Origin of the sequence: Enterococcus sp. 3G1_DIV0629 (assembly GCF_002141285.1) — a bacterium.
GTDB lineage: Bacteria > Bacillota > Bacilli > Lactobacillales > Enterococcaceae > Enterococcus_B > Enterococcus_B lactis.
In genome coordinates, this window is the sequence record NZ_NGLI01000001.1 from 762,024 (window position 1) to 777,639 (window position 15,616).

At 36.3% G+C, this 15,616-nt stretch carries 13 protein-coding genes; all 13 read left to right on the forward strand.

Going from position 1 to position 15,616, the window contains the following annotated elements:
* Positions 1-10: 10 nt before the first annotated feature.
* Positions 11-1,972 carry a hypothetical protein gene (locus tag A5816_RS03980; protein ID WP_086310786.1) on the forward strand — a complete coding sequence of 654 codons (1,962 nt, stop codon included), beginning with the start codon at positions 11-13 and terminating at the stop codon, positions 1,970-1,972.
* A gap of 57 nt (positions 1,973-2,029) precedes the next feature.
* Positions 2,030-3,064, forward strand: coding sequence for a phage tail tip lysozyme (locus tag A5816_RS03985; RefSeq protein WP_086310787.1), 1,035 nt, complete (start codon positions 2,030-2,032; stop codon positions 3,062-3,064).
* Positions 3,065-3,077: 13 nt separating this feature from the next.
* Positions 3,078-3,305, forward strand: a complete 228-nt coding sequence (locus A5816_RS16495) for a hypothetical protein (RefSeq protein WP_086310788.1) — start codon at positions 3,078-3,080, stop codon at positions 3,303-3,305.
* Positions 3,302-3,841 carry an EF0163 family protein gene (locus tag A5816_RS03995; RefSeq protein ID WP_086310789.1) on the forward strand — a complete coding sequence of 180 codons (540 nt, stop codon included), beginning with the start codon at positions 3,302-3,304 and terminating at the stop codon, positions 3,839-3,841. The genes A5816_RS16495 and A5816_RS03995 overlap by 4 nt, the downstream gene beginning before the upstream one ends.
* Positions 3,842-4,032: 191 nt before the next feature.
* Complete coding sequence (locus A5816_RS04000) at positions 4,033-5,817, forward strand: retron Ec67 family RNA-directed DNA polymerase/endonuclease (RefSeq protein ID WP_086310790.1); 1,785 nt, start codon at positions 4,033-4,035, stop codon at positions 5,815-5,817.
* 86 nt (positions 5,818-5,903) lie between these two features.
* A complete protein-coding gene (locus A5816_RS04005) occupies positions 5,904-7,286 on the forward strand; it encodes a site-specific integrase (protein WP_086310791.1) in 1,383 nt (460 codons plus the stop codon).
* A gap of 89 nt (positions 7,287-7,375) precedes the next feature.
* Positions 7,376-8,542 carry a radical SAM family heme chaperone HemW gene (gene hemW / locus A5816_RS04010; protein ID WP_010732441.1) on the forward strand — a complete coding sequence of 389 codons (1,167 nt, stop codon included), beginning with the start codon at positions 7,376-7,378 and terminating at the stop codon, positions 8,540-8,542.
* A 233-nt stretch (positions 8,543-8,775) separates the two neighbouring features.
* Entirely contained in the window at positions 8,776-9,819 is a 1,044-nt protein-coding gene (gene hrcA / locus A5816_RS04015; protein ID WP_086310792.1) for a heat-inducible transcriptional repressor HrcA, read from the forward strand.
* Between the two features lie 93 nt (positions 9,820-9,912).
* A complete protein-coding gene (gene grpE, locus A5816_RS04020) occupies positions 9,913-10,476 on the forward strand; it encodes a nucleotide exchange factor GrpE (RefSeq protein ID WP_002292135.1) in 564 nt (187 codons plus the stop codon).
* 50 nt (positions 10,477-10,526) lie between these two features.
* Positions 10,527-12,356, forward strand: coding sequence for a molecular chaperone DnaK (gene dnaK, locus A5816_RS04025; protein WP_002400297.1), 1,830 nt, complete (start codon positions 10,527-10,529; stop codon positions 12,354-12,356).
* Positions 12,357-12,506: 150 nt separating this feature from the next.
* Complete coding sequence (gene dnaJ, locus A5816_RS04030) at positions 12,507-13,673, forward strand: molecular chaperone DnaJ (RefSeq protein WP_002289374.1); 1,167 nt, start codon at positions 12,507-12,509, stop codon at positions 13,671-13,673.
* A gap of 340 nt (positions 13,674-14,013) precedes the next feature.
* Complete coding sequence (locus A5816_RS04035) at positions 14,014-14,640, forward strand: ATP-binding cassette domain-containing protein (RefSeq protein ID WP_086310793.1); 627 nt, start codon at positions 14,014-14,016, stop codon at positions 14,638-14,640.
* A 2-nt stretch (positions 14,641-14,642) separates the two neighbouring features.
* Positions 14,643-15,581 (forward strand): hypothetical protein, encoded by a 939-nt coding sequence (locus A5816_RS04040; RefSeq protein WP_086310794.1) that lies wholly within the window; start codon positions 14,643-14,645, stop codon positions 15,579-15,581.
* Positions 15,582-15,616 lie beyond the last annotated feature (35 nt).

Below are 15,616 nucleotides of genomic sequence, written 5' to 3' on the forward strand. Positions count from 1 at the left end.
GAGGACTGCAATGAAGTTTTTGATCGATAGCTATGATGCTTATATGGTCGGTGGTGGATTATTAGATAAAGGGTGGCAAGTCGTTAATTGGTTCTTTGTAGGCTTGCCTTTCTTTTTTCTGAAACTATGTGTGTCCTTCTTTTTGTTCTGTGAAAGTGTATTGAATCAGTCAGATTATTTTATCGCTAAACAAGCAGAGATGTTTGATATGTCTGTACAAATTTTAAGGAATTTTGGTGGCACAGGATTTGGTAGAGGCACGTTGATGGGGTTAGCAATTATGTTAAGTGCTTACTACTTGCTGTATCATTTCTTTTCCAATCGACATAATTTTTCTCAATCTTTATTGCACTATGTCGTGGTCCTTTTGTTGTTTTTTGGTTGGTTTGGACAAATAACCACTAGGCAAGGAACATACAATATGTCTAGTTTCTTTATCCAATCTGTCAACAGTATAGTAAAGACAGTTCAAAATCAGTTTATTTCTGGCACGAATTATGGTTCAGATTCAGATCAAAGCCCGATGTTTAATGCAACAGTCAAACAGACATTTTATTTTGTGAATAGTGGTTCATTGGATGGAACGATGGAGAATGGAGAGAAATTGGACGAGGCAAAACTATTACAAGTACCGAATTTGTCCAAAGAAGAAAAAGAGACTTTCAAAAAAGATAGAGAACAATATATCGATTCACTTGAAAATGAAAATCCTTATTTTGCTCAAGATGGGACAAAGACAATGGAAAAAAGCTTTGCGATTTGGGTAGGTGTTGCGAATTTGTTTATCCTTGCCTTACCAGTTTTATACATTAATATTATGTTAACTATCATTCAGATTTTAGTGAACCTCTTGATTCTTGCATTTCCAATCCTTGCATTAGCCTCTTTTTTTCCTAGATGTCAAATGCTCATGTTTAAATTTTTCAAAACACTGATTGGCATTTTATTTATGCCAGTGATCTATGGTGTATTTATTTCAGTTCTTTTTTGGGTCAATCAACTAATCGATCAAGTATTTTTACATGCTGCTCAAGGAATCAATGAAAATCTATTGAATGTCTTATCAGGCAGTATTCTTCTATTAGGAACTAGATTGATCATGGTTCTTGTAAAAATTGTTTTTATAAGTACAGTGTGGAAAAATCGTTACCGAATACTAGGATTCTTTGCTGATGGTCAGATACAACAGCCGATATTCGAAAAGAAGGTAAACGAAAAGGCTAAGGAAGGAGCAGAACAAATTAGTGGTGCGAGCATAGGGGCAGCGCAATTAGCTGCTGGTGCGTACACAGGAAATCCGAACATAGCCTTAAATGGGTTATCAAAAATACTACCGGATAAAGCAATGACTCTTGGGAAAGAACACTTTTTGGATGAAGAAAATCAATTTACTGGTGTCAAGCAAGGATTGGGATCCCTATTCCGTCCGTCTGATTATGATGATACAGAATTGTCTATCCCTGAAGAAGATAAAATGGAAATGGATCAAGTAGATCAGCAAGTAGAAGATGAAGTGCTAGTTGATGAAGAAGTAGATGACAAAGCATTAGAAGGTGTATTAGCAGAAATCAATGAAGCAGATCCGACTTTTGATCAATCCTTAAGTGAATCAGATGCGTTGGTTTCGGATGATGTTCTTATGTCTGATTTATCTGATTCTGATTTGACGAATGACCCAGAAGTGTTGTTTGAACAGGATGAGGTAGCAATGAGTGAGAATGAAATACCAATTGATCCAACGGTTTTATCTGAAAAAATGAATGTGACAGTCGATAATTTCGATGAACTACAATTAGCACAAGAGGAACAAGCCTATTTTGATCATGCATATGATCCAGAGTTGATTGCCAACTATTCGTCGGAAGTAGAACCGATTGATCAAATAGAGGAGAATTTCAAAAGTTTGGAGTCTGAAGAAACATTTTTTGATGCATGGGAAGAAGAACAACAGGAACCAATGGAAGACTGGTGATTGATCAGTCTTCTTTTTTGTAGATAAACAAAGTTTTTTTATAAAGCGAGGTGAAAAATGAAAAAAATTGCGTATATCATTTTAGGAACTTGTTTTGCCTTTTTGTTACCGTTTCTTTTATTTATAGGTATATTTTCCGCCAATCAAAATGGAAGTACGTCAGAATTTGAACCAGGTACACCTCAAGAACAAGTTGCTTTAGAAGTGGCTCAATATGTGCAACAACAGGGAGGAACAAAAGAATTTGCAGCAGCATGGATCGGTAACATGGAACATGAGAGTGGATTGATCCCTTCCCGCATCCAAAGTGATTTGGCCTTTAATCCAGTATGGGCATATAATCCTGAAATTGGTGGCTATGCGATGGGATTAGCGCAGTGGGATAGTAGTCGCCGTGTGAACATGTTGAATCTTGCCAGAGAGCAAAATGAAGATTGGAAGACTGTGGCTTTTCAAATGGATTTTGCCTGGTATCATGATGGATCGGATAGTGACTTATTGAAGAATATGTCTAATGGAACAGAAATTGAAAAGTTGGCAGTCGATATATTGAAATATTGGGAACGTGCCGGAACAAAAGATGATCCAGTCGAACAAAATAAGCGGAAGACAAGTGCCGTAAATTGGTATAAACGATTATTCGAAGGTTCTTTAGGAGGAGGCTCCGCTAATATTGGTGGAGGCAAAATCGATATTTTAGAATCTGTCATGGGGCAAACGATCAATGGTGGTCAATGTTATGGGCTCACGGCTTATTATGTTCGAAAACTAGGTGGACCACAGATGATGGGTTCAGGATTTATGTATGCTCAATCGATTGGCAGTGATTATGATTGGCAGAAATACGGATGGGCGGTCATATTTGATCCTAAACCTTCAGAAATCAAAGCAGGAGACGTCATTAATTGGTATGCAGGAGAAGTTCTATCTCCAGGAATCTATGGACATACAGGAATCATTGCAAGTGTCGAAAGTGAAGGGAAATTTATTACCTATGAACAAAATGCAGAACAAGGACAAATTTGTGCCAAATACGCACGGCAATGGGGGAGAGAATTCAATCGAGTAGCCAGTGTTGTGCGAAAAAAATAAAAGGAGATCAGTTATGTTTTTTACTCACCCAGGATTAACAAGAAGGCAAGTAAAGGAAATCTGCGCCAAATTCCAGTGTTCACAAAACGAATTTGTTGCCAGAAGATTTGAAGATGGTTTTTTAGTATCATTGAGAAATAAAGAGTATCGGGTAAAGTTTTCACCAGGAAGATTTTCTCAGATCGTCTTTGCGAAAGAAATGATTCGAGTGACATCAAATAGAAAGCAGGGAAGAAGATGAAACGAATATTATTTCTATTAGGAACGACCTTATCCGTACTTACTTTGGTAGCATGTAGTTCACCAGATGAACAAGTTGAAACTACTGAGAGTGTAAAAGATTCCAGTATCATGGAAGCTGTAGAAAACAGTTCCTTGAAGCTTGAGAATGCAAAAGCAGAGTCTAGTCAACCAACAGAAACACAAGAAATCGTAGAAGAGGATAGAGGAGAAAATCCTACAGAAGATCATATGGAATTACTCCAAGCATATGGAGAAGCTTATGCGAATTTCAAAACAATCAATCACCGCAATGAAAAATTAAAAGAATTGATGACAGAAGAATGTATCCAAATGAACGGCATCGATGTCGAGACTGGGAACGCCTTAGGAAGCGAAGGCAAAGTCACGTCCATTTATCAAAACGATCGAGACGAATACGCTGTTTTACTAGAATGTATTCAAAACGGATCGCCCATCCGAATCCTACTGCTTGCAAAAGTCGAAGACAACAAAATAGCAGAAATGACCTATAATACGTTGAAGCGGGAGTATTAAGAAATAATTTATTACAAGAATAAAGATATTGTGATATAATAAACTTGCGTGTGGCTAGATTTTGTACTTGTGTTTCGCAAGTATTGATTAAATTGCTAGGGACAATAGCCAGTAGGTATAAGGGTGTTTAACCTTTTTCTTCGCATATTTCAGCCTAATGAGTTGCCACACGCTTTTAAGGAGGTATTCTAATGAGCAATCTTTCTGAAATTAAGAGTCGTGAAGATTTGTTTAGATTATTAAATATACCTAAAAAAAATATGACTTACTTACTTTATAATAAAGACAAAAAAGGCACTGAAAATTCTTATACTACGTTCACAATAAAAAAAAGGAATGGAGAAGATAGGATAATCTGTGCTCCAAATAATGAATTAAAATTTGTACAAAGACGGTTGGCTAATCTACTATGGGTTACTCAAAAAAAGATATGGAGAGAAAACAATATTAAATCCACTATATCTCATGGCTTTGAAAAAAATAAAAGTATAATTACTAATGCTAGAATTCACAGAAATAAAAAATTTGTTTTAAATATTGATTTAGAAGACTTTTTTTCTAGTTTTCACTTTGGACGTGTAAAAGGTTTCTTTGAGAAAGACAGAAATTTTAAAGTACCTCAAGAAGTTGCTTTAGTGATTGCTCAACTTACATGTTATAAAGGTGTTTTGCCACAAGGGGCTCCTAGTTCTCCAATAATCACAAATCTAATATGTAACATAATGGATCTCAGAATATTAAAATTAGCCAGAAAGTATAAATTAGATTATACAAGATATGCAGATGATTTGACTTTTTCAACAAACGATATCGTTTTCTTGCATTTTGAAAAAGAATTTTTAATTAAACTAGAAAAAGAAATAGTTCGAGCTGGATTTAAAGTAAACCCTAAAAAAACTCGAATTCAATTTAGTAATTCACGTCAAGAAGTCACAGGTCTTGTGGTAAATAAAAAAATTAGCGTACCAAAAGAATACTATAAAAAAACTCGGGCAATGGCGTATAATCTTTACAAAAATAAAGAATATTTTATTGATAATGTTCCAGGTACTATCAATCAATTGGAAGGGCGTTTTGCTTTCATCAATCAAATTGATAAATGGAATAATGTATTAGAATATGAGACTTCTCTAGATAACAACAATCTTGAATATCAAAAACACCTTTTAACAATAAAAAGAAAAGAAAAAAATCATTACAATATGCTTAAATTGTTAAATAGACGTGAACGAGAATATCAAAAATTTCTTTATTATAAATACTTTTATAGTAATGAAAAATCAACAATAGTGACGGAAGGTAAAACAGATATTAGGTATTTGATGGCAGCATTAAAAAGTTTATATAAAGATTATCCTAATTTGGTTGAAAAAGTGGGAGAAAACTTTAATTTTAAAGTATATTTTTTGAAGAGAAGTAAAAAGAAAGATAAGAGAGAAGTCTCACGCTTTAAATATTTTTTCAACTTACCAATTGATGGAGCAGATGCAATGAAAAATTTATATAACTTTTTTTCTGATAAAAACACTTTGTGTCCAAACTACTTAAAATACTTCAGTTCATTTGAATCAAGTAAACCAGCTAGTCCTAACTTTTTTATATTTGATAATGAAATTTCTAATAAAGATAAACCATTAAAAACATTTATTAATTACGTGTATGCTAAGTCTCAAAGCGCTAAAGCAGAAGAGATGAAAGAAAAATTATATTTAAAAATTGAAGAAAATTTGTATATAGTTACTCATCAAGTTTTAGATGGATGTAAAGAAAATGAGATAGAAGATTTATTTGATGAAAAAACGAGAGGCCATATAATTGGAGGGAAGACATTTTCTCCGAAAGGAGATTCTAACAATCATTATGGTAAAGAGATATTTTCAAAATATATTTTGAAAAATTATAAGTATATAAATTTTGAAAATTTTCGACCTATGCTTGATAATATAAATAAGATAATTACTGAGTATAAAAATTAGAAGAATTAATTATAGTAAAAAAGCACACAAGAAAAAAGAGAAATCTTTTGCTTGTGTGCTTTTTATTTTGGTGAAAGGAGGAGGAGTTGCTGCGGTCGTCAGAATGGAAACAGTATTTGCGAAGTTCGTATACAACAATCGATAAAAAGAATTATTTGCGTACGTTCCAGACTTATTATGATCCGGTCAAAGGGAAGACGAGAAAGAAAAGTGTCAATTGGAAAGCAAAAAGTTTCAAGAGTGAAAAACAAGCACTACGCTATCTGAAAGAACAGATTGAAAAAGAGTTCAACAAATATACAATGTTTTCTGATGTAAATCAATGTGAGACGTTTGGCGAATTGACGGATCTTTGGCTGAAGGCGTGGTCGCCAACGGTTCGTCAAACAACTGTACATTATCAGAAAGAGATTCTTCACCGATACCTCCAACCGCATTTTGTAGACAATCTGCGACTTAAACAGCTGACTCCTTTATTTGTTGAGGGGGCGTGGGCGGATATTCTGATGGTTCGCTCGAAACAAACCAAAACCCTTTTAGAAAAAGCAACGTTAGAAAAGATCCGCTCCTTACTCAAACAAATCCTTTCCTATGGGTATCGTCATGATTTAATCTTATTTGATTTGAATAAGATTGTATTAAAAATTCCCAATGATCGAAAAATTCGAGCGATTCAGCGTAGGAAAAAGAAATTCTTAGAAAAACAGGAAGTACGCATTTTATTAGCGGCAATCCATGAAAAATACGAAACTAATAAAGAAATCAACAAAATGGGCATGCTTTATTTAGACTTAGTCGAATTTATGATTCGAAATGGTCTGCGTATTGGAGAAGTAAGTGCTTTGACGATTGAGAAAGTCGACTTTTCTGCGAAAAAGCTTTTAATTAACGAAGGAGTAGTGGCGGCAGGACGATCCGTAAAAGAGTATGTACGCAGTCCACCAAAAACAATTGCTTCCATTAGAGAAATTGCTTTAGATACACGCTCTGTAGAAATTATTCAAAATAGGATCAGGATCAATCAAGCACGCCAAGTAGAAATGAAACAACGAGAAGAAGGCAATTTTTATCAAACATACAAACGAACAGAAAACGCAACTTATAATAGAAGGATAGCTGCTTCTAAAAAATTCATTTTTTCTGAAACGATCTTCCAAACACAAAATGGTACGCCAGTTGTTTACCATTCGCTAAATGAATTTCTGAATGGTCGTGGCAACAATAAAAAAACCGTTCGTAGTGTCCAAGATATCTTGAAAGAAAAATACCCGGAATTCCAAAAGAAGGTTAGTACACATACGTTTCGCTATACCCATATCTCTTTATTAGCAGAAGCTGGATTACCTATAAAAGCTATCATGGATCGTGTTGGTCACTCAGACATGAAAACAACCCTAGAGATCTATAACCAGGTAACCAGTTCAATGAAAGAAAAAATCATCCAAGAAGTCGATTCTTGGATTTTTTAGTGGATTTGTTTGCCAAATACGTTTAGTATGCGTATATAAGAGTGGTCGAAAATTGGTACGACTTTTCGACGTAAGGAGAAAGAATTTCAATGAAAGAAACAAATAATCCCGCAGAAAATAAGGTTTCTGCGTACATTCATATCCCATTTTGCGAGCATATCTGCTATTACTGTGACTTTAATAAAGTTTTTTTAGAAGGGCAACCGGTAGATGAGTATGTGGAAATGCTGCTGAATGAAATGAGATTAATGCTGGAAAGTCATCCAACAGCGAATTTGGAAACACTTTATGTAGGGGGCGGAACACCAACCTCTTTATCTGCTAAACAACTTGATCGATTGTTATCAGGAGCTAGAGAGATCTTGCCTTTCCAGGATGGTAAAGAGTTTACTGTAGAAGCGAATCCTGGTGATTTGACCCGTGAAAAGCTTCAAGTGATGAAAAACTATGGCGTCAATCGTTTATCCATGGGGGTTCAGACATTTGACAATCGCTTATTGAAAAAAATTGGACGTAAACACACCGCAGAAGATGTGTATCAAACGATGCAATTTTTAGAAGCAGAAAATTTTACCAATGTAAGCATCGATTTGATTTATGCATTACCGGGACAAACACTAGAAGGGTATCGGGATACTTTGGAAAAAGCTTTGGCTTTGGATCTGCCTCACTATTCTTTGTACTCATTGATCCTAGAAAACAAAACAATGTTCATGAACTGGGTACGACAAGGAAGACTCGAACTGCCTGATCAGGAAACGGAAACTAAAATGTTTGAAGAGACCATTGAAGCAATGGAAAAGCATGGACGTCACCAATATGAAATAAGTAACTTTGGGCTTTCCGGACACGAGTCGCAGCATAACTTGATGTATTGGAACAATGACCATTATTTTGGGTTTGGAGCAGGAGCTAGCGGTTATCTTGGAAATATTCGTTACCGCAACAAAGGACCAATTCAACACTATTTACGTCCATTACGAGTCAATGAACGCCCGGTATTGGAAGAAGAAAAATTGACACGAAAAAATCAAATAGAAGAAGAAATGTTCTTGGGGCTAAGAAAAAAAACTGGGATTGCTAAAAAACACTTCTATGATCGCTATCAACAAACGATTGAATCGGTGTACGGAGATGTGTTGATGAAGTTAGAGGAAGAAGGGTTACTTGTTAATGAAGAAGACCGTATTTATTTGACACCTAGAGGGACTTTTTTGGGAAACAATGTGTTTGAGCGTTTTTTGTTTGAAAAATAGTTTAAAGAATATTTGTTTTTTATCGGAATTTAAATAAAAAAAGTTCAAAAATACAATAAAGGACTATTGAAACGTTGATATAACTGAATTTATAGCAATTGCTCAGAATTAGCACTCTGAACGATAGAGTGCTAAAAAATGAAGTCTTTCTCTTGACAGGAGAAGGGCTTCTTGCTATATTTATAAGTGGATTAGCACTTAGAATCTATGAGTGCTAATGAGAGGTGAGGAAGATGTTAACAAAGCGACAAAACGACATTTTACGTCTGATCATCCAACACTATACGAGTAGTGGCGTGCCCGTTGGTTCCAAAACATTGATGTCTGAGGGAGTCAAGGCCAGCTCAGCAACGATTCGCAATGATATGAAGGCATTAGAAGATGAAGGGTTGCTGTTGAAGACTCACTCTTCTTCTGGGCGGATTCCATCTGCTTTAGGCTATCGTTATTATGTGGATCATTTGTTAAAACCTGCTCGCGTAGCAGAAGATGATCTGCTGCTGATACGTCAGTCTTTAGGTAGAGAATTTCATGAGATCAATGAGATCATTAAACAATCTGCTGAGATCTTATCTGAGCTGACAAGTTATACGACTTTTTCGTTGGGACCTGAAATAAAAGACCGCCGACTAACTGGCTTTCGTATCGTACCCTTGAATAATCGACAGATCATTGCGATTGTCGTGACAGATATGGGAAATGTAGAAAGCCAAGTGTTCACTCTTCCCGAATACATGGGAAGTCAGGAACTAGAAAAAATGGTGCAAATTGTAAACGACCGTCTAGTCGGGGATCCTCTGATGACGGTGTACCATAAACTACGTACAGAGATTCCGATGATTCTTCATAAATATTTCCAGACGACAGAAGGGATGTCCCAGTTGTTTGACACCGTTCTTGGTCATGTATTTGAAGAAAAAGTTTATGTCAGTGGACAAATGAATCTCTTGGATTATGAGCCCCGTCAAGATCTTGATCAGTTTAAATCGATGTTTTCTTTTATGAAAGACTCCGATGGACTTACACAAATGATCACTCCGATGGATAGTAATATTCATATCAAGATCGGTGCTGAATTAGGTAATGATTTATTGCAGAATATGAGCATGATTCAAGCAAGTTACGAGATAGATGGTCATGGAAGAGGTACAATAGCCTTGTTGGGGCCGACTAGTATGCCTTATTCTCGGATGTTTGGTCTAGTGGATGTTTATCGAAGAGAACTAGCAACTAAGCTTGCTGATTACTATCGATCACTTGACTTGTCAAACTCGTAATGTGAATAACGAAGCTATTTGCAGCTGATCGTTCTCTCTTTCTTAGTAAGAGCAATCAAACAGCTGACTGAATAATGAAAGGAAGACTGTATCGTGAAAGAAAATCAAGAAGAACTAGATAAAGAAATGACAGATGCTCAGCCAGAACCGGAAATCGATGTCGAAGCTGCAGAAGATTCAGGCATTTCAGAAGTTGAAGCGGAAGAATTCGAATCAGCAAAATTAAAAGCTGAATTAGAAGAAATGGAAGATAAATATTTGCGAGCTCGTGCGGAAATCGCAAATATGGCAAATCGAGGAAAAAATGAACGTGAGCAATTACAAAAATACCGTTCACAAGATTTAGCCAAAAAATTGCTTCCATCAATTGACAATCTGGAACGTGCATTAGCCACCGAAGTGTCAGATGATCAAGGAGCAAGCTTGAAAAAAGGCGTGGAAATGGTCTTGGAAAGTTTACGTAATGCACTGGAAGAAGAAGGTATCGAGAAAATCCCTGCTAAAGGAGAATCCTTTGATCCTAATCTTCATCAAGCAGTACAAACTGTTCCAGCGACTGAAGATACACCAGCCGATACGATTGTAGAAGTACTACAAGAAGGCTATAAATTACATGATCGCGTGTTAAGACCAACTATGGTCATTGTTGCACAATAATTGTGCGGATATAAAACTTACACTTTCAATTAAAGAAGGAGACGTTAATTATGAGTAAAATTATCGGTATTGACTTAGGTACGACTAACTCTGCAGTAGCAGTACTAGAAGGAAACGAAGCAAAAATCATCGCTAACCCAGAAGGAAACCGTACAACACCTTCTGTTGTATCATTCAAAAATGGAGAAATCCAAGTAGGGGAAGTGGCAAAACGTCAAGCTGTGACAAACCCAAATACGATTTCATCAATCAAACGCCATATCGGTGAAGCTGGTTACAAAGTAGACGTAGAAGGCAAATCATACACACCTCAAGAAATCTCAGCAATGATTCTTCAATATATCAAAGGATTTGCAGAAGATTACTTAGGTGAAAAAGTCGAAAAAGCAGTTATTACTGTACCAGCTTACTTTAACGATGCACAACGTCAAGCAACAAAAGATGCTGGTAAAATCGCTGGTTTAGAAGTAGAACGTATCGTCAATGAACCAACTGCAGCTGCTCTTGCTTATGGTTTGGATAAAACAGATCGTGACGAAAAAATCTTAGTATTCGACCTTGGTGGTGGTACTTTTGACGTATCAATCCTTGAATTAGGAGACGGTGTCTTTGATGTATTGTCAACAGCTGGTGACAACCATCTAGGTGGGGATGACTTTGATAACAAAATCATCGACTACATGGTAGCAGAATTCAAAAAAGAAAACAGCATTGACTTATCTCAAGATAAAATGGCGTTACAACGCTTGAAAGATGCTGCTGAAAAAGCGAAAAAAGATTTATCTGGCGTATCAAGCACACAAATCAGCTTACCATTTATCACAGCAGGAGAAGCTGGACCATTGCACTTGGAAATGACATTGACACGTGCAAAATTTGATGAATTAACAGCTGACTTAGTAGAACGTACGAAAGTACCAGTACGTCAAGCGCTAAAAGATGCAGGTCTATCACAATCAGAAATCGACGAAGTTATTTTAGTCGGTGGATCTACTCGTATCCCTGCAGTTGTAGAAGCAGTACGTAAAGAAACAGGAAAAGAACCAAACAAATCAGTTAACCCTGATGAAGTAGTTGCGATGGGTGCTGCTATCCAAGGTGGCGTGATCACTGGTGATGTGAAAGATGTTGTTTTACTTGACGTTACACCATTGTCATTAGGTATCGAAACAATGGGTGGTGTGTTCACTAAATTGATTGACCGCAATACAACGATTCCAACAAGTAAATCACAAGTATTCTCAACTGCGGCAGATAATCAACCAGCAGTAGATATCCATGTATTGCAAGGTGAACGTCCAATGGCTGCTGACAACAAAACTCTAGGAAGATTCCAATTGACAGATATTCCAGCAGCTCCTCGTGGTATCCCACAAATCGAAGTAACATTCGACATTGATAAAAACGGGATTGTAAATGTATCTGCGAAAGATCTAGGTACACAAAAAGAACAAAAAATCACGATCAAATCTTCTTCAGGTCTAACAGACGAAGAAATCGAACGTATGGTAAAAGATGCAGAGGCAAACGCTGAAGCAGATAAAGCTCGTAAAGAGGAAGTTGACCTACGTAATGATGTAGACGCATTGCTATTCTCTGTTGATAAAACATTGAAAGAATTAGAAGGCAAAGTGGACGAAGAAGAAGTGAAAAAAGCAGAAACAGCTCGCGATGAATTGAAAGCCGCTGTTGAAGCAAACAACATCGAAGAAATGAAAACTAAACGTGATGCATTGAACGAAATCGTTCAAAACTTGACTGTTAAACTATACGAACAAGCGGCACAACAACAAGCTCAAGAAAACCCAGAAGCAGCTCAAGGCGGAGCAGATGATGTCGTTGATGCTGATTTTGAAGAAGTCGATGGCGACGATAAATAATCAGTTCACTGAATTTCGAGAGAAGGCCAAAGTTGCTACTTTGGCTTTTTCTTTTGAAAAATAGTTTGAAGTATCGGTTTTTGTTTCAAACAAAATATGATATGATAACAAGCGACGTGAAAATGATGAGAACCAATAGGAGGAAAGCCTATGGCAACAAAACGTGATTATTATGAAGTCTTAGGGCTCTCAAAAGGAGCATCAGAAGATGAAATAAAGAAAGCTTATCGTAAGCTTTCAAAAAAATACCATCCTGATATCAATAAAGAACCTGATGCGGAAGAAAAATTCAAAGAAGTATCAGAAGCTTATGAAATTTTAAGTGATCCGCAAAAACGCGCTGCATACGACCAATACGGGCATGCAGGTACAGATCCAAATTACGGTGCCGGAGGAGCTGGTGGCGGATTTGGTGGATTCGGCGGCTTCTCTGGCGGCGGCTTCGGTGGTTTTGAAGATATCTTCGACTCGTTCTTTGGAGGAGGCGGTCGTTCAGTCGATCCCAATGCGCCTCGTCAAGGAGCTGATTTGCAATATACGGTCGACTTATCTTTTGAAGAAGCAATTTTTGGCGTAGAGAAAGAAATCAAGTACAATCGGGAAGAAATCTGTCATACTTGTGGCGGAAATGGAGCAAAACCAGGTACGCAACCAACTACTTGTCATAAATGCCATGGTGCAGGTACGATCAATGTAGAACGCCAAACACCGCTTGGACGAGTGATGAGCCGTCAAACTTGTGATGTTTGTCATGGGACAGGAAAAGAAATCAAAGAACCTTGTCCAACATGTCATGGCTCAGGTCATGAGAAGAAAGCTCACTCAGTCAAAGTGAATGTACCAGCTGGGGTAGAAGAAGGACAACAAATGCGTTTAGCTGGTCAAGGAGAAGCCGGAGAAAACGGCGGCCCATTTGGTGATTTGTATGTGGTCTTCCGTGTAGAAGAAAGTGATATCTTTGACCGTGAAGGCTCTGAAATTTACTATGAATTGCCTTTAAGTTTTGTACAAGCAGCTTTGGGTGACGAAGTGCAAGTACCAACTGTCCATGGAGATGTGAAACTGAAGATTCCTGCTGGTACACAGACAGGTACGAACTTCCGTTTACGTGGAAAAGGTGCACCGAAGTTACGTGGTGGCGCAACAGGTGACCAACATGTCAAAGTAAAACTGATCACGCCGAAAAATCTAAATGAACAACAAAGAGAAGCGTTACGTGCATTCGCTGAAGCTGGCGGCATCAAAGTAGAAGAACAACAAGAAGATGGTTTCTTCGATAAATTCAAAGATGCTTTTGGCGGGAAAAAGCGGAAGTAGCTTTTCTAGTAAAAAATACAAGTGTCAAAAAGACTTACCAAAATTTTCTATTTCTAGAAAAAATTGGTAAGTCTTTTATTTTTTATGTATTAACACTTAGTAATGTTAGTTTTCAATAGCGTTTATTAGGGGGAAAAAGGAATCTGGGAGATGAGATAAGGGGATGGCCATCACTTTCTATATTGATAAAAAGTTGATAATGAGCCATTACTATATTTTGGTAAAATATAAATAAATAAAAAAGTCGATTGATTGAATTAGTTCATTTTGATTGAAAAAGTTAAAAAAGTATATGGTAATGGTGGTTCTACATGGTACTAATCTATTCAGGAGTTTGTCTATGAAAGTTATTGATTTTTCTAAACGATTTGGGCAAAAAATCTTATTTGATCATCTGTCATTCACATTTGATCAAAATAAAATCTATTATCTTTATGGGGATAATGGCATTGGCAAAACGACTTTATTTCGCTGCATTGTCGGTATTGATAGCTACTCGGGAACGATTGAAAAAACAGGTAGTTGTTTTTGTGTTTTTGACTCTACCCCTTTTTACTTGAATCTAACTGGATTAGATAATCTGATTTTACTGACAAAAAATCGGCAAATAAAAGAACTAATCTCTAAACAAAAAATCGATTTTTTACCCCTTTCATTTTTATCGTATGTGAAAGTTAAGAACTATTCTCTGGGAGAAAAAAAGATACTTTCGCTGCTATTGCTATTGTTGCTTGCGCCCCGAGTTGTTTTATTAGATGAAGTGTTGAATGGATTAGATCAAAAGAATCGAAAAGTGCTACTTTATTGCTTGGTTCAGCTGAAAAAAGAAGCTACTGTCATCTTAAGTGGTCATGAAGAATATTACTTGGAAATGGCTGATGAGTTATTAAATGTAAAAAACGGAAAAATAGAACTTATCACATCCGAGGATCTACGCAGCTTTTTTATTTCAACAAAAAGGAGGTAAAAATGCTTTTTGAATTTTATTATCAAAGACGTTCGAAAATATTTTACCTTTTTCTTTCAGTAATATTGTTGCTTTCTACTTTAATGTTCGTTTCTCAAATAATGCTCATTCAAAGTCATCTTCGTCATTTCCAATATTATGTAGAGGAAGCCTTGGCAAGGGGTGAAACGATCCAAGAAATACTTGAACAACCTTTTTCTATCAGTATGAACCAAAATACTGAAATAGTTGACAATCCGTTGAAATATCATTACGTTGCTTATCATTCCAGTTTTGCAGCTTTAAATGTCCAAAACGGGATCAATCAATTATTGTCTTCTTCGTTTTTTGTTCTCTTTCCTTTTTTTTCGGGGGTATACGAGATAGTAATAGCAAATGCAGATATCAAATACCATACAATGAAAATCAGGCGCTGTTTGGATTCTCAATGGCAAATCAATCGACATAAGATAGGAGCGGGGTTTCTTAGTTTGACTATTTTTATACTTGCTTCTCTCAGTTTATTTTTGATGTTGCAGTCTTTTTCAAGATTTTTTGTTCATGCTGACAAATCGACACAAATCGATGAAGCGTTAATTAGGCAAATATCTTATCTTGAGAAAGCGCCGCTTCAATTGAGTGTCCTATTGGGGTTTGCATTTCTTTCCTTTTTAGTTTGTTATTATTTTACAACAGTCGTAAAGAATTCTTTTATCAGCCTATGTCTCTTAGGAAGCTATTTTCTTTTTTTACCACCACTAGGAAAATATGATCTCAAGAATATTTTGTTATATCTATATCCTAAAATATTTAATACAAACGCTTCAACTTTTAGGATAAATTCGGGGATGAGGGTTGAGTTTGGTATGTTCCATGTGTGCATTCTATGTGGAATGATTGTTCTATATGTATACTTGATGGAATTCGTGCAACAAAAATATAGTGTTATCACGGAAAAATAAAAAGGCTGAAACATAAGTCAAGTAAATAGGTCTCC